Source organism: Listeria booriae (assembly GCF_000766865.1).
GTDB classification, from domain to species: Bacteria; Bacillota; Bacilli; order Lactobacillales; family Listeriaceae; genus Listeria_A; species Listeria_A booriae.
This window is the reverse complement of the sequence record NZ_JNFA01000019.1, coordinates 139,238-163,998: the sequence shown is the minus strand read 5'-3', so window position 1 is coordinate 163,998 and position 24,761 is coordinate 139,238. Positions and strand designations below refer to the sequence as shown.

General features: G+C 41.8%; 22 protein-coding genes. 17 read left to right on the top strand and 5 right to left on the bottom strand.

Translation table 11 applies throughout. The features are described from left to right. Positions 1 to 35 precede the first annotated feature (35 nt). The 4 genes from EP57_RS06725 (at position 36) to EP57_RS06710 (ending at position 5,059) form a co-directional block, all read left to right on the top strand. A complete protein-coding gene (locus EP57_RS06725; protein ID WP_036085386.1) occupies positions 36 to 1,118 on the top strand; it encodes a M20/M25/M40 family metallo-hydrolase in 1,083 nt (360 codons plus the stop codon). A 130-nt stretch (positions 1,119 to 1,248) separates the two neighbouring features. Then, on the top strand, positions 1,249 to 2,667 hold the full coding sequence (gene gndA / locus EP57_RS06720) for an NADP-dependent phosphogluconate dehydrogenase (protein ID WP_036085385.1): 1,419 nt from the start codon (positions 1,249 to 1,251) through the stop codon (positions 2,665 to 2,667). A gap of 224 nt (positions 2,668 to 2,891) precedes the next feature. Then, positions 2,892 to 3,575, top strand: coding sequence for a response regulator transcription factor (locus EP57_RS06715; protein ID WP_036085383.1), 684 nt, complete (start codon positions 2,892 to 2,894; stop codon positions 3,573 to 3,575). Continuing rightward, a complete protein-coding gene (locus tag EP57_RS06710; RefSeq protein ID WP_036085382.1) occupies positions 3,572 to 5,059 on the top strand; it encodes a HAMP domain-containing sensor histidine kinase in 1,488 nt (495 codons plus the stop codon). The genes EP57_RS06715 and EP57_RS06710 overlap by 4 nt, the downstream gene beginning before the upstream one ends. A 57-nt stretch (positions 5,060 to 5,116) precedes the next feature. On the opposite strand, the gene yidC is transcribed toward EP57_RS06710, so the two are convergent. From yidC to EP57_RS06695, 3 genes are all read right to left on the bottom strand, one after another. Continuing rightward, complete coding sequence (gene yidC, locus EP57_RS06705; RefSeq protein ID WP_036085381.1) at positions 5,117 to 5,941, bottom strand: membrane protein insertase YidC; 825 nt, start codon at positions 5,939 to 5,941, stop codon at positions 5,117 to 5,119. Positions 5,942 to 5,984: 43 nt separating this feature from the next. Further along, positions 5,985 to 6,263 carry a hypothetical protein gene (locus EP57_RS06700; RefSeq protein WP_052167596.1) on the bottom strand — a complete coding sequence of 93 codons (279 nt, stop codon included), beginning with the start codon at positions 6,261 to 6,263 and terminating at the stop codon, positions 5,985 to 5,987. A 66-nt stretch (positions 6,264 to 6,329) separates the two neighbouring features. Then, positions 6,330 to 6,611, bottom strand: a complete 282-nt coding sequence (locus tag EP57_RS06695; protein ID WP_036085380.1) for an acylphosphatase — start codon at positions 6,609 to 6,611, stop codon at positions 6,330 to 6,332. Positions 6,612 to 7,156: 545 nt separating this feature from the next. On the opposite strand from EP57_RS06695, the gene EP57_RS06690 reads away from it, so the two are divergent. Next, positions 7,157 to 7,516 (top strand): DUF1033 family protein, encoded by a 360-nt coding sequence (locus tag EP57_RS06690; protein ID WP_036085379.1) that lies wholly within the window; start codon positions 7,157 to 7,159, stop codon positions 7,514 to 7,516. Between the two features lie 37 nt (positions 7,517 to 7,553). Continuing rightward, positions 7,554 to 8,612 carry a type 2 isopentenyl-diphosphate Delta-isomerase gene (gene fni / locus EP57_RS06685; RefSeq protein WP_036085378.1) on the top strand — a complete coding sequence of 353 codons (1,059 nt, stop codon included), beginning with the start codon at positions 7,554 to 7,556 and terminating at the stop codon, positions 8,610 to 8,612. A gap of 43 nt (positions 8,613 to 8,655) precedes the next feature. On the opposite strand, the gene trhO is transcribed toward fni, so the two are convergent. Then, positions 8,656 to 9,615, bottom strand: a complete 960-nt coding sequence (gene trhO, locus EP57_RS06680; RefSeq protein ID WP_036085376.1) for an oxygen-dependent tRNA uridine(34) hydroxylase TrhO — start codon at positions 9,613 to 9,615, stop codon at positions 8,656 to 8,658. 303 nt (positions 9,616 to 9,918) lie between these two features. On the opposite strand from trhO, the gene EP57_RS06675 reads away from it, so the two are divergent. Both EP57_RS06675 and EP57_RS06670 read left to right on the top strand, forming a co-directional pair. After that, positions 9,919 to 10,740, top strand: a complete 822-nt coding sequence (locus EP57_RS06675; protein ID WP_438361526.1) for a YitT family protein — start codon at positions 9,919 to 9,921, stop codon at positions 10,738 to 10,740. A gap of 141 nt (positions 10,741 to 10,881) precedes the next feature. Further along, complete coding sequence (locus tag EP57_RS06670) at positions 10,882 to 13,155, top strand: DNA translocase FtsK (protein ID WP_036085373.1); 2,274 nt, start codon at positions 10,882 to 10,884, stop codon at positions 13,153 to 13,155. A 63-nt stretch (positions 13,156 to 13,218) separates the two neighbouring features. Here EP57_RS06670 and proG read toward each other — a convergent pair whose 3' ends face one another. After that, positions 13,219 to 14,052, bottom strand: coding sequence for a pyrroline-5-carboxylate reductase ProG (gene proG, locus EP57_RS06665; RefSeq protein WP_036085371.1), 834 nt, complete (start codon positions 14,050 to 14,052; stop codon positions 13,219 to 13,221). Positions 14,053 to 14,366: 314 nt separating this feature from the next. Between proG and EP57_RS06660 the strand changes: the two genes are divergently transcribed. From EP57_RS06660 to pgsA, 9 genes are all read left to right on the top strand, one after another. After that, positions 14,367 to 15,434, top strand: a complete 1,068-nt coding sequence (locus EP57_RS06660; RefSeq protein ID WP_036085370.1) for a BMP family lipoprotein — start codon at positions 14,367 to 14,369, stop codon at positions 15,432 to 15,434. Positions 15,435 to 15,816: 382 nt separating this feature from the next. After that, on the top strand, positions 15,817 to 17,352 hold the full coding sequence (locus EP57_RS06655; RefSeq protein WP_036085368.1) for an ABC transporter ATP-binding protein: 1,536 nt from the start codon (positions 15,817 to 15,819) through the stop codon (positions 17,350 to 17,352). Next, positions 17,345 to 18,400 carry an ABC transporter permease gene (locus tag EP57_RS06650; RefSeq protein ID WP_036085367.1) on the top strand — a complete coding sequence of 352 codons (1,056 nt, stop codon included), beginning with the start codon at positions 17,345 to 17,347 and terminating at the stop codon, positions 18,398 to 18,400. The genes EP57_RS06655 and EP57_RS06650 overlap by 8 nt, the downstream gene beginning before the upstream one ends. Next, positions 18,397 to 19,347 carry an ABC transporter permease gene (locus tag EP57_RS06645; protein ID WP_036085365.1) on the top strand — a complete coding sequence of 317 codons (951 nt, stop codon included), beginning with the start codon at positions 18,397 to 18,399 and terminating at the stop codon, positions 19,345 to 19,347. The genes EP57_RS06650 and EP57_RS06645 overlap by 4 nt, the downstream gene beginning before the upstream one ends. 313 nt (positions 19,348 to 19,660) lie before the next feature. Then, positions 19,661 to 20,956 carry an EF-P 5-aminopentanol modification-associated protein YfmF gene (gene yfmF, locus EP57_RS06640; RefSeq protein WP_036085364.1) on the top strand — a complete coding sequence of 432 codons (1,296 nt, stop codon included), beginning with the start codon at positions 19,661 to 19,663 and terminating at the stop codon, positions 20,954 to 20,956. Beyond that, positions 20,937 to 22,220, top strand: coding sequence for an EF-P 5-aminopentanol modification-associated protein YfmH (gene yfmH, locus EP57_RS06635; protein WP_036085363.1), 1,284 nt, complete (start codon positions 20,937 to 20,939; stop codon positions 22,218 to 22,220). Before yfmF ends, yfmH begins: the two co-directional genes overlap by 20 nt. An 87-nt stretch (positions 22,221 to 22,307) precedes the next feature. Continuing rightward, positions 22,308 to 23,042, top strand: a complete 735-nt coding sequence (ymfI, locus tag EP57_RS06630; protein WP_036085362.1) for an elongation factor P 5-aminopentanone reductase — start codon at positions 22,308 to 22,310, stop codon at positions 23,040 to 23,042. A gap of 31 nt (positions 23,043 to 23,073) precedes the next feature. Beyond that, a complete protein-coding gene (locus EP57_RS06625) occupies positions 23,074 to 24,021 on the top strand; it encodes a helix-turn-helix domain-containing protein (RefSeq protein ID WP_036085360.1) in 948 nt (315 codons plus the stop codon). A gap of 94 nt (positions 24,022 to 24,115) precedes the next feature. Continuing rightward, a complete protein-coding gene (gene pgsA / locus EP57_RS06620; RefSeq protein WP_036085359.1) occupies positions 24,116 to 24,694 on the top strand; it encodes a CDP-diacylglycerol--glycerol-3-phosphate 3-phosphatidyltransferase in 579 nt (192 codons plus the stop codon). Positions 24,695 to 24,761 lie beyond the last annotated feature (67 nt).

Genomic DNA, 24,761 nt, shown 5'->3' with positions numbered 1-24,761 from the left:
CAAAAAAAAGATTAAAAAAGACAGAGGTGAATCCCATGACACAAGATACCATACAAGACCTTTTTTTAGAACTAGTGGCAATCCCGTCCGAATCAGGTCAAGAACAGGAAATCATCACGTACATCCAAACCTTCCTGAAACAAAGAAACATCTCATCTAAGCCAAGCAAACAACAATCCGGCCTAGTCGCGACACTCCCAGCAACAGATGAAACCACAGAAAAAGCACCAATCATCGCATTCTCCGCCCATGTAGACACCGCTACAACACCAGCCGCACCAGAAATCACATTAACCAACGGCTACATCGAAACGACGAACCAGGCTCTGCTAGGCGCCGATGATAAAGCAGGAGTCACAGCCATGCTCGTTGCCATTGACCAACTAACTCAAAATCCCGAACCCCACGGTCAAATCGAATTTATCTTTACAACAAAAGAAGAAGAAGGCTTAACCGGCGCAAAACTATTTGACCTCGATCTCGTAGAAGCAGACTTCGGTTTTTGCTTAGACGCACCAGGCCCAGTCGGTAGCATGATTCGCACAAGCCGTACGCATTTACAATTAGACTTTTGGATAGAAGTGGGTGAGTCGCACGATAAATCCGCGATTCAAATTGCTCGAGAAGCCTTGAAGAAAATTCATAAGCATAAATTCCCGACCGAGATGCATTGGCAAGTCTACCATTTTGGCGGAGAAGTACTAGAAAACGGAAACGAGAAAGTCACGATTTTATCCGAATTATCCGCAGATTTCCCATTGGAACACTGTTTACCATACGTCGAACAAATCAAGCAAATATTCATCGAAATCGGTGTCGCGCACAAAGCTGATGTACAAGACGTAACGCACATGAATTACCACCACTTCCACCTAGCATCAACAAGTAAACCGTGCTTAATCGCCACACAAGCGATGGCTAATCTCGAGCTCCCGCAACAAACTGTCCAACTTGAAGGCGGAACGGATGCCAATGTGTTTAACGATCGCGGCATTCCATTTCTCGTACTGGCAGCAGGCTATGAAAATCCGCACACGACTAGCGAACGAATCGCTGTCACCGAATTACATCATTTAACAAAACTGGTCGCAGAAATCATTAAAGTAACGGCAAACTAACAATAAATTCGCTAAATTCGGGTTTGTTTCATTGCCGTAGAGCCAAAGTTTTGATATAGTTGTTAGTGTTGAGAAAATGGCAGCATTCATTTAACGAATGACTCGAAAGAAGAAGGGACGAATGTAAAAAATGGCAAAACAAGAAATTGGCGTTATCGGAATGGGCGTAATGGGTCGCAATCTGGCTCTAAATATTGAAAGTCGTGGTTACTCGGTCTCGATTTTTAACCGCTCTAGCGAAAAAACGAAAGCAGTTGCAGAAGCACATAGCGACAAAAAATTGGTTCCTACGTACAATTTAGAGGAATTTGTAAACTCAATCGAAGTACCCCGTCGTATTTTATTAATGGTACAAGCTGGGGAAGCAACCGATATGATGATTGATGCAGTCAAACCATTCCTATCAGAAGGCGACATTTTAATCGATGGCGGGAACACGTTCTTTAAAGATACGATTCGCCGTAACAAAATGTTAAGCGAAGAAGGATTTAACTTTATCGGAACGGGTGTATCTGGTGGAGAAGAAGGCGCGTTAAAAGGACCTTCTATCATGCCTGGTGGACAACGCAAAGCTTATGACTTAGTAGCGCCTATTTTGCAAGAAATTGCGGCTGTTGCTGACGGAGAAGCTTGTGTGACATATATCGGCCCAGATGGCGCTGGTCACTACGTAAAAATGGTGCATAATGGCATCGAGTACGGTGACATGCAATTAATCGCTGAGGCATATACGATTCTAAAACAAATCGGTGGTTTAACAAATGACGAACTTGCTGATGTGTTCACTGAATGGAACGACGGCGAGTTAGACAGCTACTTAATCGAAATCACGAAAAACATCGTGAAAACAAAAGATCCAGAAACAGGAAAACCAATCGTAGACGTTATCCTAGATAAAGCTGGCCAAAAAGGAACTGGTAAATGGACAAGCCAAAGCGCGCTTGATTTAGGCGTACCACTTTCCCTAATTACTGAATCCGTATTTGCTCGCTATATCTCGGCATTAAAAGACGAACGTGTGCATGCAAGTACTGTTTTATCTGGTCCAAGCAACTACTCATTCAACGGCGACAAAAAAGCCTTCATCGAATCTGTACGTCGCGCCTTGTATTTCAGTAAAATCGCATCTTACGCACAAGGTTTTGCTCAAATGAAAGCTGCGTCCGAAGAATACAACTGGGATTTACAATACGGCGAAATCGCGAAAATTTTCCGCGCTGGCTGTATCATCCGTGCTCGTTTCCTACAAAAAATTACAGACGCGTACAATAACGATAAGAACTTGAACAACTTGCTATTAGATCCGTATTTCAAAGACATTGCGGATAAATACCAAGGGGCGCTACGTGAAGTTGTTTCAGAAGCTGTTAAAGCTGGAATTCCTGTACCAACATTCACTGCAGCGATCAGCTACTATGATAGCTATCGTTCAGAAGTATTGTCAGCGAACTTAATCCAAGCACAACGCGATTACTTCGGTGCCCACACTTACGAACGTGTTGACAAAGCTGGAACATTCCATACTGAATGGCCAGAAATCGACGAATAAGAGAAATACGAAGCGAATGGGAGTTTGTCTACTATAAGATAAGCCTCCATTCGTTTTTTTACATAGGCTAAATGACAAACCAATGAGAAATTCTACCACAATATGAAGAAGCGATGAATATATACGAATAAATTGCGAAACAAGACCGTTATTAGTTGTTTTTACGGCGATTTTAGTTACAATAGTAATAGGAATATATCTGGGTCTGAAGGTGGGGATGGTAAATGAATAGAATATTAATAGTAGAAGATGAGAAGAACTTAGCTCGCTTTATAGAACTAGAGTTGCAACATGAAGGATATGAAACGGCGGTTGCTAATGATGGCCGTACAGGCTTAGAACTGGCGATTACCCAAGAATGGGATGCCATTTTACTTGATTTAATGTTACCGCAACTAAACGGTGTAGAAGTTTGTCGTCGCGTACGTCAAGTGAAAGAAACACCGATTATTATGATTACTGCGCGTGATTCGGTTATTGACCGCGTTTCTGGCTTGGATCACGGCGCGGATGATTATATCGTGAAACCATTCGCTATTGAAGAGTTGCTTGCAAGACTGCGGGCTTTACTTCGTCGTATCGAAACAAGTGAAAACGAAACGAAGCAAACGACGCTTGAATATCGCGATATTGTCGTAGAGAAAGAAAGCCGTATCGTGAAACGTGGAGAAGACATTATCGATCTAACGAAGCGTGAATACGAACTGCTCTTGACGCTGATGGAAAACATTAATATCGTGCTAACCCGCGAAGTACTTTTGAACAAAGTATGGGGTTATGAGACAGAAGTAGAAACCAATGTTGTCGATGTATACGTGCGGTATTTGCGTAATAAGATTGATAACAAAGATGACGACGAGAGTTACATTCAAACCGTTCGTGGTACGGGGTATGTGATGCGTACATGACAAAACCAAACACATTCTCCCTAAAAAGCAGATCACTCAAATTTAAATGGACATTTGGCGCCAGTGCAGCCATTTTTCTAACATTCTTCTTGTTTTCATTTGCGATTTATCAAGGTATTGGGAGCATGTTACTCAATGAAAAAGATAAAACAGTCACATCTACGGCACTTTCTGCGAGCAACGCTTTATCCAATGCAGGCTTAACATCTAGTGCAGCCAATCTAACGAAAGAAAACATTGATGCGGTCGTAAAAAGCAGTATGACATTAAGAGATCGGATGGAAGACCAAGTACTCGTATTTTACGATAAAAAAGGCAAACGCATTGAACAATATATGGGAACTCCTTACAACGACAAAGCTTACACCAAATATGATTACAGCGCCTATCTTACCACAGGCCCAACACAAGTTGGCACACTTTCTAAACCGACAATCAACGGCCAACAAATGGTCATCTCGCAAATGCCGATTTTTAATAGTCAAGATAATGCAACTGTGATTGGTTATATACAAGTGATTAATCCGATGACATCCTACAATAGCATGATGGGCAAATTGTTAGCGACGATGTTCTTACTTGGTGGTGTCGCCTTATTCATTAGTGGTATGCTAGGTTATCTCCTTGCGCAAAACTTCTTAAACCCACTGACACGCATGGCTAAAACAATGAACGATATCCGTAACAACGGTTTCCAAAAACGTATCGAAGCAACGACGATCACTAAAGATGAAATCGGCGAGTTAACGCTTGTGTTTAACGACATGATGGCGCAAATCGAGCGTAGTTTTGAGCAACAGAAACAATTTGTAGAGGACGCGTCGCATGAGTTACGGACGCCGGTACAAATTATGGAAGGGCATTTGAAACTGCTAAACCGCTGGGGCAAAGATGATCCAGAAGTATTAGATGAGTCATTAAATGCGTCGTTAACGGAGCTTGAGCGAATGAAGAAATTGGTGCAAGAAATGCTAGACTTATCTCGTGCAGAACAAATTTCGCAAACGAAAGAACTACAAATTGTTTGTGTAAACGATGTTGTCGAGCAAGTCAGACGTAATTTTGAAGTGATGCACGAAGACTTCTTATTCACGCTAAAAGAAGATGACAAAGACCTTCACGCCATGATTCAGCATAATCACTTGGAACAAATCCTAATTATCATTGCCGATAATGCAGTGAAATATTCCGGTGATAGCAAACAAATCGATGTGCACGTTTATCAAGAAGAAGAACAAATTAAAGTTTCCGTAAAAGACTACGGTGTCGGTATTTCACCAGAGGAAATTGATAAGATATTCAACCGTTTCTATCGTGTTGATAAAGCGCGTAGCCGTGAAGTCGGCGGAAATGGTCTGGGACTTGCAATTGCCAAGGAGTTAGTTAGTGGTTACCAAGGTTCGATTCAAGCCGAAAGCGAAGATAACGTTGGCACAACAATCACCATCACGTTACCACTCATTGAAAAACAAGTCGATAAATAAAAAAAGAACGTTTCGATAATCCGCAGGTACAATACGCGAATCATCGAAACGTCTTTTTTATTTTTTATTTTGTTCGTGTTCTAATTGCTCGATTTCTTTCTCTTCTTTTTCCATGATTTCAACTTCTGGATGTTTCTTCATGTATAGTTTCTTCGTTAGTAGCGTTTGTCCTGCTAGGAAAAGACCACCGACTGCCCAATATAGTGCGAGTGCGGACGGTGCGGAGAAGGAGACGAATAAAATCATCATTGGCGAAATCAAGCCCATAATCCGCATTTGTTTCTTTTGTTCTGGCGTGTAGCCGATGAGTGATACGAAATATTGAAGTAAATAAACAGCTCCGGCGATAAACGCCAAAATCATATCGGGGCTACCTAGACTAAACCATAAGAACGTGTGATGCGCGATATCGGATGAACCACGAATCGCATAATAAAACGCCATCAGAATGGGCATTTGAATTAAGAGTGGCAAACAACCCATTTGTAACGGATTGATATTGTATTTCGAATAAACGGCTGTCATTTCTTGTTGAATTTTGACTTGTTCTTCTTTAGAAGTCGCTCTTTTTAGACGCGCTTGGATTTCGTCGATTTCTGGTTTGGCAACGGCCATTTTCGATTGCATGCCCATTTGTGCTTTTGCAGTACGTAGGTTTAAAGGCATGATAGCGGCGCGGATAACAAGTGTCGTTACGATAATCGCAATCCCATAATTACCACCAAACAAGGAAGCAATCCATTCGATAAACGTTGTGAACGGCTTAATCAGATAGATGTAGAAAAAACCATCCGTGTTTTGTGAAGGGTCCATGCTACAACCCGCCAGCGCAAAAAATAATGCGGCAATCATAATAAGTAATAATATATTTTTCTTTTTCAATGTCTTATTTCCTCCTAAAATTTCAGTTCGTATTTATGCGTCATTAGGAAAAAGACAAGGAAGCTTCGTCGTCGGTACTGGAAAAACGCGTTATTGCTTGGACGAGCCATACGATGATAAAGCGCATCGGATAAGCTACCACAGGCTTCAAGTGAATAACAGGAAGTGGCGTGATGCACAGATGTTTCGTGTGCAATACCATTGTTGGCTTCACCATCGCTAAAATCGGCCAGTAACGCAACACAGCCATCGTCATAAAGAAGGTGACATAAAGCGAAATATATTCTGGACCTAAAGCCATCTGGATTAATGACTCAAACACACGCAACCACTCCTTCCTTCATAAAAATAACTACAGCCTTAACTATAATCGAAAAGTAGCGCTTAATCAATACTCAATATCAAATGTTTTGCGTTCTTCGACAGGAGCATCTTTATAAATGTAAACTTCGCCGATTCTAGCAGCAGGAGAGGGTCCTTTTTTGACCGCTTCGATGAATTTCTCCAAATCGTCTTCTTCTGCAATGGCTTGAATTTCAACAGAGCCATCTTCTAAGTTTTTTACGATGCCGCTAATGTTTAATTTATACGCTAAATGTTTCGTTGTGTAACGGAAGCCAACGCCTTGCACCATGCCAGTTACACGCATTATTACAGTCTTGCGAGCCATAATTCATCACCTATCCTTTATTGTCATTATCAATAGTGAGGTTGGGACAAAACTCAAAATAATGCAAAACCGCCGAGCCATTTACTTTGGGTAGGATGAAAAGTTTGGCTTTACACAAATCGAGCGAAAGCGTTTGTATTCAGGGCGTTTGGTGGAAGCCGGAAGCGGAGCATACTTGTGTATGTGATGACTGAAAGCAGGGAGGGAGTCGTATCCCCGACCATGCGAGAAGTTATGCGTAACGTTAGTGTAGCAGAACCGCTTGGAACTTGCCGTCTGAATCCTGATGGAACGCCTACTCGTAAACTCGTAGGCATATTGAGGCTGTATCTCAGTTTCTTCGAACAGCCTCAACAATGCGAGCGCTTGTCGCCGATTTATTTGGGTTATGTCCCAGACTCTTTATTGTCATTACCAATAGTGTACCGTGTTTCCTATTATATTTCAAAAAATAACATAATCGAAGCAAGATAGGATGAGATTGGCCGCTGCTGTGTTATAATGACTTACATACACGAAGTGAACGAATGTTAGGAGTTTTTTAGATGAATGAATTTCAAGTGATTAAAACAAAGGGCGAATATGAGCCTTGGTGGTTTTTTGAGGATTGGCAAAGCGATATTGAGGCATCGTTTACTTATACAGAGAAAACAGAAGCGATGACGAAGTACTTAGAAATGGCGCGTGAATTAGTAGGGACTTATCCGCACCATGCCGCGAAAAAAACGGTGCTACTCGCAACATGGTCGGAGGATGAGACGCAATATTGTGAGGAATGTGACGATGATATCCAAACGTTTCACGGACTCATTTTATTTCAAAATGGGAAAGTTTATGAACCGACGACGGAAGAGAAAGTTTTGTATTTCTCGTTTTTGGAGCGTGAAATCGAAGAAAGCACCTGATTTATAGGTGTTTTTTTATGGAAGGGAGAAGAGGGCTGTGACGGAAAATCAGCGGTCACGCAGGAAAGATGAACATATTACATTGGCGTATCAGCAATACGATGAGGAGCTATCGGCATTTGATGGGATTCGCTTTGTGCCACAGACTTTGCCGGATTTTAGGCAAGAGGAGGTGCAGTTAGAAACGTTTTTTGCAGAGCAGCGTTTTGCTTTACCGTTTTATATTAATGCGATGACAGGCGGGAGTGCACGGACGAAGCAAGTGAATCAGCAACTGGCGATTGTGGCGCGCGAGGTCGGGATAGCCATGGCGGTCGGTTCTCAGTCGGCGGCGCTTAAAGATGCGCGGATGGAAGAGACGTATAGCATCGTTCGAGCGGAAAATCCAGATGGGATTATTTTCGCGAATGTAAGTGCGGATAATTCGGTCGATAACGCGAGAAAAGCGGTAGACATGTTGCAGGCCAATGCTTTGCAAATACATATTAATGTGGCGCAGGAACTTGTTATGCGAGAAGGTGATCGTGATTTCTCCAATTGGTTACGCGCGATTGAAAAAATCGTTTCACTGCAAGAATTCCCAGTCATTGTGAAAGAGGTCGGTTTCGGAATGAGTCGCGAACTGATGCAACAACTGCAAGATATCGGTGTTGAAACGATTGATTTAGGCGGGCAAGGCGGAACTAATTTCGCCAAAATTGAAAATGACCGCAGGCGTGACGGGGCATACACATTCTTGGAACAGTGGGGCTTAACGACGGCGGAATCTTTGCTTGACTGCCAAAATACAACGGTCAGCTTGCTAGCTTCTGGTGGGGTTAAAACACCACTTGACGTCGTGAAATGCCTAGCCCTTGGCGCAAAATCAGTCGGGATTGCAGGCACCGTTTTACATCAACTAAAAACAGCTGATGTCGAAACAACAATCCAATTTTTGCGAGGTTGGACGGAGCAGTTACAAAGCATCATGACGTTGCTAAGTGCTAAAAACATTGCAGCATTAACGCGGAAATCGCTTTTGGTACAAGGGGAACTTCGAGATTTTGCAGAACTTCGTCATGTCGATTTTGCAAGACTCGCCAATCGAGATAACTAAAAAATGAGTGGTCTCCCAATTTTGACGGGAACCACTCATTTTTTTATTTTGCACTTACTGTTTCTTCTAAATTAGCAATGCGAGCTTCTAATTCTTCTTGACTTAACGCGTGTTTTTTCACGTAAAGATTGGCTGGATGTACGCGGCATTCATGAGAACAACTACGCAAATACTTCTCTTCGTTTTCTTCGGAAGCTAATATTTGCTTATTGCAATATGGATTCGCGCAATTAATGTAGCGTTCACATGGCGTACCATCGAAATAATCTTTACCAACAATCGTATGATCGACACGATTAATCGGAACAGCAATACGCTCATCAAATACGTACATCATGCCATCCCAAAGGTCGCCTTTTACGGTCTCATCTTTGCCGTACGTTGCAATACCGCCATGTAATTGAGAAACATCGTCAAAGCCAGCTGTTTTCAACCAACCAGAGAATTTCTCACAACGGATACCGCCCGTGCAATACGTTACAATCTTCTTATCTTCAAACATGTCACGATTCTCTTCTACCCAATCAGGAAGATCACGGAATGCTGTAATATCTGGACGAATAGCGCCACGGAAATGACCTAAATCAAACTCATAATCATTTCGTGCATCTAAAATCACTGTATTTTCATCTTTTAAAGCTTCGCGGAACTCTTCAGGCTCCATGTAGTTACCAGTTACTTCTAAAGGATTGACGTCATTCTCTAGAGAAAGGGAGACGATTTCTGTGCGTGGACGAACGTGCATTTTTTGGAACGCATGCTTGTCTGCTGCATCAATCTTAAATACCATATCGGCAAAACGCGGATCTGCGTGCATTGCTTCGATATATTTTTCCGTTTCTTCTACTGTTCCTGAAACCGTACCATTAATGCCTTCCTCTGCCACTAAAATCCGTCCTTTAAGACCGATTTCTTTACACATAGCGAGGTGCTCGGTTGCGAATTGTTCAGGATTATCAATCGTTGTGTATTTGTAATATAACAACACTTGATAGCTGTTCATGTTCTAACCACCCTTAATTAAATTTTATTGGAAAAATGAATTTCCTAGTTTGCGCATTGTCTATGATACTATACATATTGCTACATATGCAAGAAAAATTGAGCAATTTAGCCATAAAAGTAGTTCAATTTATGAAATAATTATTTTGCCGACCATTATTATATGGTATAATTTAAGAATGAGAAAACAGCATGGGAGTGAAGGGGATTGCAATCAGGAGAAGCTGCACTAGAAGAAAAGATAGTGCAAGACGTATTTCAAAAAAAGCGGAACAAAACGAAATGGCTTATCTACAAAATCTTAATGATTACGTTAGGCGCCATTTTGATGGGTGTGGGTTTAGAACTTTTTTTAGTAAATAATCGAATTTTAGATGGGGGCGTTGTTGGTATTTCCATCATTATTTCACAATTGACGCCAGCGCCACTCGGTGTGCTAACTTTTGTTTTAAATATTCCATTTTTCATTATTGGTTATCGCAAAATTGGCAAGAATTTCGCCTTGTTTACCTTGTATGGCATCGCAGTCATGTCAACAGTCACATTGATTTTGCATGATTTAGAGCCTGTCACCGATGATTTATTACTGGCAACCGTGTTCGGTGGTGTGACACTTGGACTTGGCGTAGGCATCGTTATTCGTAACGGCGGGGCGCTGGATGGTACGGAAATCGTCTCCATCATTATTAATGGCAAATCACCATTTTCCACGGGTCAAATTATTATGGCAATCAACATCGTCATTTTCCTAATCGCAGGACTTGTATTTAACTGGGATCGGGCAATGTACTCGCTTATCACATACTTTCTAGCATATAAAGTAATCGACATCGTCATTAGCGGCGTAGACGAATCGAAAAGTGCTTTTATTATTAGCCATCACTATGAAAAAATTGGTACCGAAATCATCGAACAACTTGGTAAAGGCGTTACATATATCGATGCAACCGGTGGCTATTCAGGCGACATAAAAAAAGTAGTTTTCGTTATTATCTCCCGTTTTGAAGAACCGAAACTTATTTCCATCTTGGATGACATCGACCCCGAAGCCTTCATGGCAGTCGGCAATAGCATGTCCGAAGTCCGCGGCGGAAAAATGATGAAGAAACGAACACCACACCTATAAATGCAAAAAGATGTTTCCCAGTATCGGAAATGTCTTTTTTGCATATAAGAACATATTTTCGTATTTCGTACTAAAGGTGGAGGAATAATCGTCCCATGTATGCTATAATGAAACGAGCAAAAAAAGGATAGGGTGGGGACATTGGCAAATCAAACAAAGAAAAAAAACTCGCGTTCAAAAAAGACGACGAGAAAGAAAAAACAAACAGCAAAATCTTACTCCTTTGAAATAAGCGGCGTTATTATGGCTGGACTCAGTCTTATCGGCATATTCCATCTCGGTTTTATCGGTCGACTAGTCTACGCATTAGGCGAGTTTGTCGCGGGGAATTTGGCAATCGTATTACTTGCCGGATTAACCATCTTAGGCGTGTATTTTGTTTTCAAAGGAAAATTTCCACAATTGTTTACAAAGCGGCTTTTAGGCTGTTATTTGATTTTTATTGGTTTACTTACATTCATAGAAATGTGGTACGTGTCACATGTGATGGCAGACGGGTCCTCCGTTTTTGCAACGATGTGGAAGCTATTAACACAGAACATTTTGCATCCAAGTCAAATTGACAACGTTGGCGGGGGCATCATCGGTTCAGGCATTGTAGCCGTTACATATTTTTTAGTCGACCGAATTGGCACAAATATTTTAGCAACAATCATCGTGCTTTACGGCTTATCGCTACTAACCGGAATTCCATTAAAAACCGCCTTTTCCAAAGTAAGTGCCTTTCTAACACAGGCATTTGAGCAACTACAGCACTTATTTGAAAAAGGGAAGAACCGCAAACCGAAACCAAAAAAAGCACCAAAACCAAAAAAACAACCAGTCATTGAAGCAGAACCAATCGTAGAAGAAGTGAAAGAGCAGAAAGAATCCGGCTTGCCACCAATCATTTCGAATTTCCAGAAAGCGCAAGAACCCGTGAAGAAAGAAGTAGTAGAACCGAAAGAAGAGGAAGAAGTCGCGCCGATAACATTTCAGCAAGAATCATTTGAGAATGAAATCTACCAGTTGCCACCAATCGACCTCCTAACTCCAGCAAAACCAACCGACCAAAGCAAAGAATACGACCAAATCAAAGCGAACGCGCAGAAACTAGAATCCACATTCGAAAGCTTCGGCGTAAAAGCAAAAATAACGCAAGTACATCTAGGCCCAGCAGTAACGAAATACGAAGTGCAGCCATCTGTCGGCGTGAAGGTAAGTAAAATCGTTGGTCTAAGTGATGATATTGCCTTGGCACTCGCCGCTAAAGATATCCGCATCGAAGCGCCAATCCCAGGAAAATCAGCCATCGGGATAGAAGTGGCCAATCAAACGGTCGCCATGGTAGCGCTCCGCGAAGTGTTGGAGAACAATCCGAATGATCGACCTGATGAGAAGTTACAAATCGCTCTAGGACGCGATATTTCTGGTGACGCCATTGTCGCGAATTTAGACAAGATGCCACACATGCTCGTTGCAGGTGCGACAGGTAGCGGTAAATCAGTATGTATTAACGGCATTATTACAAGTATCCTTTTACGAGCGAAACCACATGAAGTGAAAATGATGATGATTGATCCAAAAATGGTCGAACTAAACGTGTACAATGGTATTCCGCATTTACTAGCACCCGTCGTAACCAATCCAAAAAAAGCTGCCCAAGCATTACAAAAAGTAGTATCCGAAATGGAGCGACGTTACGATTTATTTTCACATACAGGAACCCGTAATATGGCAGGCTATAACGCACATGTTCGCCAACATAACGAGCAAAATGAAGCGAAACAAGCAGAACTTCCATTCATTGTTGTCATCGTCGACGAGTTGGCCGATTTGATGATGGTAGCTTCCAATGATGTCGAAGATGCCATCACTCGTTTAGCGCAGATGGCACGTGCCGCTGGGATCCATTTGATTATCGCCACACAACGTCCATCTGTAGACGTTATCACAGGCGTAATCAAAGCCAATATCCCGTCACGAATCGCTTTTGCAGTATCTAGTGCGATTGATTCGCGAACAATTTTGGATATGGGAGGCGCAGAGAAATTGCTCGGTCGTGGTGATATGCTCTTCCTACCAGTTGGAGCAAGCAAACCCGTTCGAATTCAAGGCGCCTTCCTATCAGATCAAGAAGTAGAAGACATCGTATCATTCGTTGTCGCGCAACAAAAAGCACAGTACAACGAAGAAATGATTCCCGACGAAGTTCCTGATGTAGCGGATGAAGCAGAAGATGAATTGTATAACGAAGCTGTCGAACTAGTGCGCGAAATGCAAACAGCCTCCGTTTCGATGTTGCAACGGAAATTTCGGATTGGCTATAATCGTGCTGCTCGAATCATCGATGAAATGGAACAACGCGGCGTAGTTGGCCCACATGAAGGCAGCAAGCCGCGCCGAGTTAATATCACCGACGACATCCCTGAATAGGCTCAGCGTAGCGACACGGACAGAAATAAGACGCAGGCCAGCAATTGGTCCTGCGTCTTATTTTTAAAACAATTCATCTATTTGTTTTTTAATTTCTGCGTGATGGTGGTCGTATTTTTTTTCTGTGCGGGCTAATAATTCATCAAAGAAGGCAGGTAACTTTGCTTCGCTTAATTCTACGCCTTCAGCAGTAATTCCTCCTTTCGTAGCCACGCGCTTGATCAATGAATCGAATGTGTAACCTCGCTCTGCCAATAATTTTGCCGTACCAGCTAATGAATGGCTAATCATTTGGAAAATTTCTGCTTCTGTCAAATCTGATTTACGAACGGCAGCTTGCACGAATTGTTCAAAAATCGCTGCGATAAAGCCAGGAGAAGAGCTTGTCAAGTCACTTGCTAAATCGATGTTCTCCTCGGGGACTTCCATAACTGAGCTGAACGTTCCTAGTACATCCGAAAGCCATGTCTGATTTTCCGTCGAAACATTCGACCCGTGGTTCACCAAGCTCGTCCCGATACCGACAGAAGTCGTCAAAGAAGGAATCAATTTACTAAACTGCGCTTGATCTGTTACATGCGCCAAGTCTGCGACACTCACACCGGCTGCGATTGAAATCACATGTTTATCCGCTGACAGGGCAGGCTTTGCATCCAACAATACTGGTAAAACGCCAAGTGGTAAGACGCAGACAAACGTGTGCGCTGCCTTCTCAAAAACTTCCTGACTCGTTGCTGCAATCGTTAACTCGGGGAATAAATCATGCATTTCCTGCAATTTATCATTTGCCGAACGCGCATAGACAATAATGTCTGAAGCGGCCACATCTGAATGTGCCAAAAACTGGCGCGTCAGCAAGTCCGCCATACTACCATAACCTATAAATCCAATTTTCATCTAAAATCATCTCGTCTCTAATCAAAATTATGCGTTTCTTACACATAATCCTATTATGCAAATCTTTTTTCTGTCTGGCAAGTGTTATACATTTACAGAAGTAAGAATAGTCCGAATATATTTTGAATACTTATTTTAAGCTTCGATATTTATTTATTTGATTTTACGTGGTATATTAAACGTAGTTATAGTATCCGTTTTCAGGACTAACGCTTAGATACAGCAAAAGGGGAACATAATTCATACATAACATCTAAACGTTCGTTTATAGGATGCCAATAGCTATAATTTTATCTCTCGGGAGGGGTTTTAAGGTGAAAAAGCGTACATTTGCTTTAGCACTATCCATGATTTTAGCGACAGGTGTTGTACTTAGCGCGTGTGGATCATCAGATGACAGTAAGAAGAGTGGTGGAGACAGTGATAAATTTACTGTAGCCATGGTAACCGATACTGGTGGGGTAGATGACCGTTCATTTAACCAATCAGCATGGGAAGGTTTACAAAAATTTGGTAAAGCTAATGGTCTTGAAAAAGGCACTGACGGCTACAACTACCTGCAGTCCGCTTCTGAAGCAGATTTCAAAACAAACCTAAACACAGCAGTTCGCAGTGGCTATGACCTTATTTACGGAATTGGCTACAAATTAAAAGACGCTATTGAAGATGTGTCTAAACAAAAACCAAAAAACCATTTTGCATTAGTGGATGATACTATCACAGACCGCGATAACGTTGTAAGTATCGGTTTCAAAGATAACGACGGTTCTTTCCTAGTCGGTGTAGTTGCCGGCTTAACGACAAAAACAAATAAAGTTGGGTTTGTTGGCGGCGTTAAAGGTGCTGTAATCGATCGCTTTGAAGCTGGATTCACAGAAGGCGTAAAAGCAGTTAATCCTAAAGCAGAAGTGAAAGTACAATACGCGAATGATTTCGCAAAAGCAGATAAAGGACAACAAATCGCAGCTGGTATGTACAATGGTGGCGTAGATATTATTTTCCACGCAGCTGGTGCAACTGGTAACGGTGTGTTCGCAGAAGCTAAGAACTTGAAGAAAAAAGATCCATCACGTGCCGTTTGGGTAATCGGTGTTGACCGTGACCAATGGGACGAAGGCGCTGTCACTGCAAACGACGGCAAAGAATATAACGTAACATTAACATCTGAAATCAAACGTGTAGACATCGCAGTAGATGATTTAGCAACACGTGCAAAAGCTGGAGACTTCCCAGGTGGCGAGAAAATCGAATATGGTCTTGATAAAAACGCAGTAGGTCTTTCTTCAAGCCAAGATAACTTAACACCAGAAGTTCTAAAAGCAGTAGACGAGTACAAACAAAAAATCATCGATGGCGACATTAAAGTTCCAGAAAAACCTTGATGATGTTTTCCGATAAAAGCCGGTTTCTCCCGGCTTTTATTTTGGCTAATAGCTGAATGATTCGTTAGCGATTATTTTTTTTGTTCGGTTTGTAAGCGTTATTACTCAAAATAACTGGGATTAAATTCGCGCAAATTAGGTCAAAAAGCATATTTTTAAATGATTATCGCTTTTTTTACACTTTTTTTCAAAAAATGAATTGCATTACGGCGCGTTTCGAAATAGAATAAGGTGATGACTTTTTTATCAAACTACATAGTTCAAAAACGCTAGAAGAAAAAGCGACTATTTTACATAGAATTCAGTCTTGTAAAACGGTTTACATCAAAAAAGCAATCCGTCCATAAAGATGGATAACTAGTTGTATAAAGGGAGTGAGACAGTGGATTATGTTATTGAAATGTTAGGGATCAGAAAGGAATTTTCTGGGTTTGTGGCAAACGATAACATTACCTTGCAGCTCAAGCGTGGCGAAATTCATGCGTTGCTAGGTGAGAATGGTGCTGGAAAATCAACACTGATGAATGTTTTGTTCGGACTTTATGAACCTGATGGTGGCGAAATTCGTGTCAACGGTAAAACAGAAGCGATTCATAGCCCTAATAAAGCAAATGACCTTGGAATCGGCATGGTGCATCAACATTTTATGCTCGTTGATAAATTTACCGTTGCTGAAAATATTATTTTAGGAAAAGAACCTAGTAAATTCGGTGTCATTGAGAAGAAGCAAGCACTCGCTGAGATTCAAGCGATTTCGGACCGCTACGGGTTGAAAGTAGACCCAAATGCGAGAATAAGCGATATTTCAATTGGTATGCAACAACGTGTTGAAATACTAAAAACATTGTATCGTGGTGCAGATATTCTTATTTTTGACGAACCGACTGCTGTTTTAACACCGCAAGAAATTAAAGAACTGATTTCGATTATGCGCACCTTGATTAAAGAAGGTAAATCGATTATCTTGATTACGCATAAACTAAAAGAAATCATGGATGTGTGTGATCGTGTAACGGTTATCCGTCGTGGTAAAGGCATGGGAACTGTAAACGTACCAGAAACAAATCCGCAAGAACTAGCGAATCTTATGGTCGGCCGCGAAGTTGTTTTCACAACAGAAAAAACACCTGCGAATCCTGGTAAAGATGTTCTAGAAGTAAAAGATCTAGTCGTTAAAGAAGCACGTGGTGTGGAAAGCGTTCGAGGACTTAACCTTACTGTCCGTGCTGGCGAAATCGTTGGTATCGCAGGGGTTGATGGTAATGGACAAAGCGAACTTATCCAAGCCATTTCCGGCCTCACAAAAACAACATCTGGCTCGATTCTTCTAAAAGGCGAAAATATCGAGAACAAAAAACCGCGTCGCATTACAGAATCCGGTTTAGGTCACATTCCAGAAGATCGCCACAAACATGGTCTTGTACTCGAAATGTCACTTGGTGAGAACATCGCGCTACAAACGTATTACAAAAAGCCGATTTCTAGTAAAGGTTTTCTAAATCATAAAGAAATGTATAGCTTTGCGCGCAAACTAATCGAAGAATACGACGTGCGTACAAGTAGCGAATACGTAGCAGCAAAAGCATTATCCGGTGGTAACCAACAAAAAGCAATTATTGCTCGCGAAATCAGCCGTGATCCTGATTTTCTAATCGCAGCACAACCAACACGTGGACTGGATGTCGGGGCTATCGAATTTATTCATAGACGCCTTATCGAGCAACGCGATGAAGGTAAAGCCGTTTTACTAATGTCTTTTGAGCTAGATGAAATTATGAATGTCAGCGACCGCATTGCCGTTATTTACGAAGGTAAAATTGTGGCTATCGTGAAACCAGAAGAAACAACCGAGCAAGAACTAGGCCTGCTGATGGCGGGTTCAGGAAAAGCGGAAACGGGGGAGAAATCGCATGTCTAAAAAAATACAAGCCCTTGTTATTCCGATTACAGCCGTTATTCTCGGTCTGCTTTTCGGAGCACTCATCATGTTACTCTTTGGCTACAATCCGGTTGACGCCTACATCGCACTTTTTCAAGGGGCATTTGGAGATTCTTTCTACTTAGGGGAAACGATTCGTCAAGCAACACCTTATATTTTAGTCGGTTTATCCATCGCGATTGCCTTTAAAGCTGGTCTTTTCAATATCGGTGCAGAAGGACAATTACTTATGGGCTGGATTGGTGCCGTTTCTGTCGCTTTATCTTTTGACGGATTAAGCAAATGGATTCACTTACCACTTGCCCTGCTTGCTGGTATCATTTTCGGTGCTATCTGGGCGTTCATTCCGGGGATTTTAAAAGCAACCCTACGCGTGAACGAAGTAATCGTAACCATCATGCTGAACTATACCGCACTTTATATTTTCAATTATATCGTTCAAAACGTCCTGACAAACCAAATGGACAAAACAAAAGAAATTCCTGCTTCCGCGTCACTGCAATCTCCATTTTTACAAGAGATGACGCAGTATTCCTCGCTTCACTGGGGTATATTAATCGCTGTCGGTTGCGCTCTGATTATGTGGCTTGTTATTGACAAAACAACATTTGGTTATGAGCTGAAATCAGTCGGTTTCAACCAAAACGCTTCTAAATATGCCGGTATGAGTGTGGCGAAAACTATCGTGATTTCGATGATTATTGCTGGGGGCTTGGCTGGTTTAGCAGGTGCGATGGAAGGACTTGGAAACTACGGAACGGCTTACGTCTTACCAACATCACCAGGTACTGGTTTTGATGGGATTGCCGTTGCACTTCTAGGCGGTAACTCACCAATCGGTATTATCTTCTCCGCGATTTTGTTCGGAGCATTAAAAGTAGGATCGCTCAACATGCCTGCTGTTGCTGGAGTTCCAAATGAGTTAGTAAACGTGGTTATCGCGCTTATTATCTTCTTCGTAGCATCCAGTTACATTATTCGCTGGGCAATGGATAAATTTGCGAAGAAGGGAGCGAAAACAAAATGATTTCAACGTTAGCGATTATTGTTTCTAGTACATTGTTAATGGCTGGACCACTCATTTTCACAGCGCTCGGCGGCGTTTATTCGGAAAGAGCCGGGGTTGTTAATATCGGACTCGAAGGTATGATGATTATGGGAGCCTTCTCATCCATCGTATTTAACTTAACGTTTGCACATATTTTTGGTGATTGGACGCCTTGGATTGCCCTTTTTGCGGGTATGTTTATTGGTGGATTATTCTCATTAGTACATGCAGTAGCAACGATTAATTTCCGCGCAGATCACGTAATTAGTGGTGTCGCGATTAACTTTTTAGCATTAGGTATTTCGTTATTCCTTGTCAAAGTATTTTATGATAAAGGGCAAACGGATCAAATCAAATATTATTTCGGTAAACCTGATATTCCAGTCCTAAAAGACATTCCAGTGATTGGCGATATTTTCTTCAAAAACGTCCCAGTTATGAGTTATGTCGCGATTTTAGTGGCGATAGCTTCTTGGTTTATTATTTACAAAACAAGATTCGGTCTGCGTCTTCGCTCTGTTGGGGAACATCCTCTAGCGGCGGATACAATGGGAATCAAAGTTCGTTGGATGCGATATCAAGGGGTTATCATCTCTGGTATTCTAGGTGGGCTTGGTGGTGCTGTTTACGCCCAATCATTTACACTAGACTTCGGTCATGCAACGATTTCAGGACAAGGGTACATGGCACTTGCCGCGATGATTTTTGGTAAGTGGAACCCGCTTGGCGCAATGGGCGCTGCCATCTTCTTCGGATTTGCGCAATGTTTGAGCATTATCAGTGGTCAACTACCATTCTTCAGCGGTATCCCAGATGTTTACCTACAAATCGCGCCTTACGTTCTAACTATCTTGGCACTTGTTGGACTTATCGGTAAATCCGAAGCTCCAAAAGCAGATGGTATCAACTATATTAAAGGAAAATAAGGCGAAAACATTCGAGGTTTGGACAAAACTCAAGATAAAGCGAAATCATCTATCCCGTTACTTTGGGTAGGATGGGAAATTTCGCTTTACACAAATCGAGCGAAAGCGTTTGTATTCAGGGCGTTTGGTGGAAGCCGGAAGCGGAGTGTACGACTGTACATGAGGACCGGAAGTCCGCCAAACGCCCTGAATGCGAGCGCTTGTCGCCGATTTACTTGGGGTTATGTTCCGAACTCGGATGTTTTTCTTTGTGTACATATGCAGGTATACGGTACAATATACAGAGCTTAGGAAAATAAGGAGGGATTTTTTCATGACGACTCAAAAACAGGAATACAAAGAACAAATCGGTGCGGTTCAACTCACGCTTATTCCTTCTGATAAATACAAATCCAATAAAATTGTTTTTAAATTCAGAGCGCCACTTGACCGGGCGACATCTACAAAGCGGGCCTTGCTTGCGGCTTTACTTGAAACAAATACGAAAAAATATCCAACACAAACGGCTTTTCGCAAAGAATTAGCGAGTCTTTATGGCGCGAATTTCTATACTTCCGTGGATAAAAAGGGCGATGAGCACGTGCTTACCGCTGTATTAGACATGGTAGATGGCCAGTTCGTTCCAGATGGCGACGGCTTACTAGGACAAGCTTTTACATTATTGCAAGAAATTCTTTTCCAACCGAATGTGACAGATGGGGCTTTTCATGAAGCAACGGTAGCGCGTGAGAAAGAAAATCTAGCACAACGACTAGAAAGCGTCTACGATGACAAAATTCGTTATGCTAATAAACGCTTGACGGAAATCATGTTTGCTAATGAGAATTTCAAATACGGAGCCGCTGGTGTTTTAGAAGACATTCCTGCTATTACAGGCGCGGATTTGTTTGCGTATTACCAACAGCTTTTAGCAGAAGACACGATTGATTTATTTATTTGTGGCGATGTGGCTAAGAAAGACGTGATCGCACACGTAAAAGCTTTGCCATTTACCGACCGCGCGTATCGTCCGATTGAGGCGCCTGCACCGGTTCATCCAATAGAAGTCAATACAGTAAAAGAAAACCAACCAATTAATCAAGGAAAACTAGTACTTGGCTACCGCACAAACATTTTGTTCGGTGATGATGCTTACGTTCCATTACAATTAGCAAACGGCTTATTAGGCGGATTCTCCAACTCTAAAATTTTTATAAATGTCCGCGAAAAAGCGAGCCTTGCTTATTATGCACACAGTAGACTGGACTCGTTCCAAGGTTTCATGCTCATTTCTGCAGGAATCGATGAGAAAAACTACGAGCAAGCCTTAGCTATTATCGAAGAACAAGTAACGGCGATGCAAGCTGGTGATTTCTCAGAGGAAGAATTTGCGCAAACAAAAGCAATGCTAACCAACCAACTACTAGAAGCGAACGACCAAGCACAAGGGCTAATCGAATTGGCGTACAATAACACATTGAAACAAGCCAATCTCGACTTGCCGAACTGGTTAAAACGCATTTCCGAAGTTACGAAAGAAGAAGTTGTGAAGGCAGCAGCATCCTTTGAACTCGACACCATTTATTTCTTAAGCAAAGGAGCGGATTCAAATGCAGAAACAAAGCTTTGATCAATTAAAAGAAGCCGTTTACCATGAAACATTAGACAACGGTTTGCAAGTATACGTCCTACCAAAACACGGGTTCAGCAAAACATTTGCGATTTTCACGACGAATTATGGTTCGATTGACAATGAATTCGTACCACTTGGTCAAGATGCCTTTACACATGTTCCAGACGGCATCGCGCATTTCCTAGAACACAAATTATTCGAAAAAGAAGATGGTGATGTCTTTTTCAAATTTGGCGAAAAAGGAGCTTTTACAAACGCCTTTACGTCGTTCACGCGCACAGCTTATTTATTTTCTAGCACATCGAATGTCGAAGAAAACCTCGAAACATTAGTAGACTTCGTGCAAGAACCGTATTTTACCGAAGAGACAGTCGAAAAAGAAAAAGGCATTATCGGCCAAGAAATCCAAATGTATGATGACGATGCTGATTTCCGCGTCTATTTCGGTGCGATTGAAAATATGTACCATCACCATCCTGTAAAAATCGACATTGCTGGTACCGTCGAATCTATCGCTGACATTGACAAGGACTTGCTCTACCTTTGCTACAACACGTTCTATCACCCAAGCAACATGATTTTATTCATCGTTGGTAACGTAGATCCAGAACAAGCGATTGACCAAGTCCGCGCCAACCAAGCTAAGAAAACTTTCGCACCAGCAAAACCTATCAAACGACATTTCCCAGATGAACCAAAATCTGTCGCCGTCCCTAAAAAGACATTGAAATTTCCCGTTCAAATCGCTAAAAACCTAGTTGCTATTAAAGAAGATATCGGTTTGTTGCGCGGAAAAGAAGCGGTACAACACGAAATGACTGGCGATATCATGTTAGAACTCCTTTTTGGTACAACATCTGCGGCTTATTTAGATTTATACGACCAAGGTATTATTGACGATACGTTCGGTTTTGATTATAGTTTACAAGACAGCTTCTCTTTCGTACTCATCGGTGGTGATGCGAAAGATCCTGATTTGCAAGAATCAAAAATCAAAGAAACATTGGAAAATGCGATTCAAACTGGTTTTAACGAAGCCGATTTGGAACTGATTAAACGCAAGAAAATGGGGCAGTTTTTACGTTCGTTGAATTCCCCTGAATTTATTGCGAATCAATTTTCACAGTATATTTTTGAAGAAGCGTCACTGTTTGATATTTTACCTGCGATTGAAGCTGTTACTGTTGCTGATGTCGAGAACTTTTTGAAACGCATTTATTTAGAAGACCGAGTAACAACATTCCAAATTATTCCAGAATAAAATCTTGGTACATTTTCAACGAAATAAATGGCAATTATGGCTAAGTCATGCTATGATGAAAGAAATGGATAGAAGGGGTTTGCCGTCTTGATGCAAGATACGAAATACGCGCTGATTACTGGAGCGAGTGGAGATATAGGAAGAGAAATCGCGTTATCGCTTGCGAAACAAGGATTTCACCTATATTTGCATTATTATCGTAACGACGCCGCCATACAGCTACTTCAAGAAGCGTTACGACATTTCGATGTTGACGTTATCCCTATTCAAGCTGATTTTACTAATTCTGAAGCTATCGCGACGTTGCAAGAAGCTATTTTTCAAGTAGATGTTTTTGTGCATGCAGCAGGCACGAGTTATTATGGCCTGTTTCAAGATATGTCCGAACTGGAAATGAAGCAGTTATGGGATATTCATGTCCATGTTCCAATGCAACTATTGCAGAGCTTGCTTCCAAAGTTACAGCGAAGCACGGCTGGACGAATTATTTTTATTAGTTCTATCTGGGGAGAAGTTGGGGCAGCGATGGAAGTGGCCTATTCGGCTGTAAAGGGAGCGCAGATTGCTTTTTGTAAAGCGTTGGCGCAAGAAATAGCCTTATCAGGTACAACCGTCAATGTAGTATCTCCTGGAATGGTAGATACAAAGATGAACCAGTTATTTAGTGAAGAAGAGAAGTCCGCACTATTAACCGAAATTCCACTGAGCCGTTTTGCAAAACCGGAAGAAGTTGGAGAAGCTGTTGCCTTTTTGGCGAGCGATGGCGCGCGTTATATGACAGGACAGACACTGCGACTAAATGGTGGCTGGTTTATGAGGTAAGAAAAGATTTTATAATGGTAGGTGTTTAAAATTGACCGAACTAGGTGAGAAACTCAAACAAGCAAGGCATGCAAAAGGACTGAGCCTTGACGATCTACAACAAATAACAAAAATTCAAAAACGCTACCTTGTCGCAATTGAAGAAGGTAACTACGCAGTAATGCCAGGAAAATTTTATGCGCGCGCTTTTATTAAGCAATATGCAGAAGCTGTTGATTTAAACAGTGAAGAGCTTTTCCAAGAATTTGAGAATGAGGTACCGGCAACAAGCCAAGAAGCAACGGTAAACGAACAGATTACTCGAGCGCAGCAACGCCGTGCACCACTTGCGGCAAGCCAACCAGGCAATGATAATCCGCATAAAACACATTCCGTTTTTGGTCTCGTGCCTAAGATTTTGATTGGGCTGTTTATTGTCATTATCGGTTTCGTTATTTGGTATTTTGCGATTTACAGTGCTGGCGGATCTGGCAACGAAGTCAAAACAACGACAGACAGCGACCAAACCGTGAAAGTAGACGATTCAACAAAAGAAAGCTCCGACTCGAAAGACAAAGATACAACAACGAAGAAAGATACGACGAAAAAAGACACAACAACAGACACTAAAAAAGAAGAACCTAAGAAAATGGAAATCAAAACCGAAACATCTGGTAGTGCTTCCACATATACTGTCTCCAACACTGACAAATTAGCATTAACATTTGTCGTATCAGGTGGAGAGAGCTGGATTCAAGTAACCGATGCGAACGGTTCTAGCCTTTTCGGTGGACTTGTTGCTGACGGCGAAACCAAAACGATTGATTTAGCGAGTAGTAAGTCTGCGAAAGTAACCATCGGAAATGCAACGCCCGTGACTTTCAAAATCAATGATCAAGCTGCTGATTTAGCGAAAGATGCGATCACGCAGAAATTAACAATTAATCTTACAGAATCAACGAGCACAGATACTGGGACTTCTTCCGATAGTGCACAATAAGCAAGGATTTTACAGCGTGGTGATGAATGAACCTGATTAATAGGCATTCGTTGTCACGCTGCATTACATAATTTTTAGAAATGGGGATAAATAAATGAATTTGCCTAATAAAATAACGGTTGCCCGTATTATTTTGATTCCGATTTTCGTGATTCTTTGTGTGGCGCCGCTCGGACTTGGTACGGTAACATGGCTTGATTCTACAATACCAGTATCAAACGTCATTGCCGCAGTGATTTTCATTGTTGCTGCCTTAACGGACTGGTTTGACGGCCATTTAGCACGAAAGCATAATTTAATTACTAACTTCGGTAAATTTGCCGATCCACTAGCAGATAAATTACTCGTAGCTGCCGCGTTCATCGTTTTAGTAGAACAACACATCGCGCCATCTTGGGTAATTATCATTATCATCAGCCGCGAGTTCGCTGTAACAGGCTTGCGTTTATTGCTTGTCGAAGGCGGCGAAGTCATGGCAGCAGGTCAACTTGGTAAAATTAAAACGTTCACTCAAATGATTGCCATCCCATTGATGTTGTTGCATAACTGGCCATTTGAATGGAGCGGCATTCGTGTCGATTTGATCTTCCTTTATGTATGTGCCTTCTTCACCGTTTGGTCAGGCTGGGATTATTTCTACAAGAACCGCAATATTTTTAAAGGATCGATGTAACATTATATCGCGCACTGCTGATTTAGCGGTGCGTTTTTTGTTTTCTTAGATTCAACTATTCGTAATT

Bases quoted from the DNA above. Each gene is read 5' to 3' on its own strand.
- EP57_RS06695 (WP_036085380.1), bottom strand. From the start codon at position 6,611: ATGGCTCGCAAGACTGTAATAATGCGTGTAACTGGCATGGTGCAAGGC.
- EP57_RS06645 (WP_036085365.1), top strand. From the start codon at position 18,397: ATGATTTCAACGTTAGCGATTATTGTTTCTAGTACATTGTTAATGGCT.
- yfmF (WP_036085364.1), top strand. From the start codon at position 19,661: ATGACGACTCAAAAACAGGAATACAAAGAACAAATCGGTGCGGTTCAA.
- EP57_RS06725 (WP_036085386.1), top strand. From the start codon at position 36: ATGACACAAGATACCATACAAGACCTTTTTTTAGAACTAGTGGCAATC.
- EP57_RS06650 (WP_036085367.1), top strand. From the start codon at position 17,345: ATGTCTAAAAAAATACAAGCCCTTGTTATTCCGATTACAGCCGTTATT.
- EP57_RS06690 (WP_036085379.1), top strand. From the start codon at position 7,157: ATGAATGAATTTCAAGTGATTAAAACAAAGGGCGAATATGAGCCTTGG.
- EP57_RS06715 (WP_036085383.1), top strand. From the start codon at position 2,892: ATGAATAGAATATTAATAGTAGAAGATGAGAAGAACTTAGCTCGCTTT.
- EP57_RS06710 (WP_036085382.1), top strand. From the start codon at position 3,572: ATGACAAAACCAAACACATTCTCCCTAAAAAGCAGATCACTCAAATTT.
- EP57_RS06675 (WP_438361526.1), top strand. From the start codon at position 9,919: ATGATTACGTTAGGCGCCATTTTGATGGGTGTGGGTTTAGAACTTTTT.
- trhO (WP_036085376.1), bottom strand. From the start codon at position 9,615: ATGAACAGCTATCAAGTGTTGTTATATTACAAATACACAACGATTGAT.
- pgsA (WP_036085359.1), top strand. From the start codon at position 24,116: ATGAATTTGCCTAATAAAATAACGGTTGCCCGTATTATTTTGATTCCG.
- yfmH (WP_036085363.1), top strand. From the start codon at position 20,937: ATGCAGAAACAAAGCTTTGATCAATTAAAAGAAGCCGTTTACCATGAA.
- proG (WP_036085371.1), bottom strand. From the start codon at position 14,052: ATGAAAATTGGATTTATAGGTTATGGTAGTATGGCGGACTTGCTGACG.
- gndA (WP_036085385.1), top strand. From the start codon at position 1,249: ATGGCAAAACAAGAAATTGGCGTTATCGGAATGGGCGTAATGGGTCGC.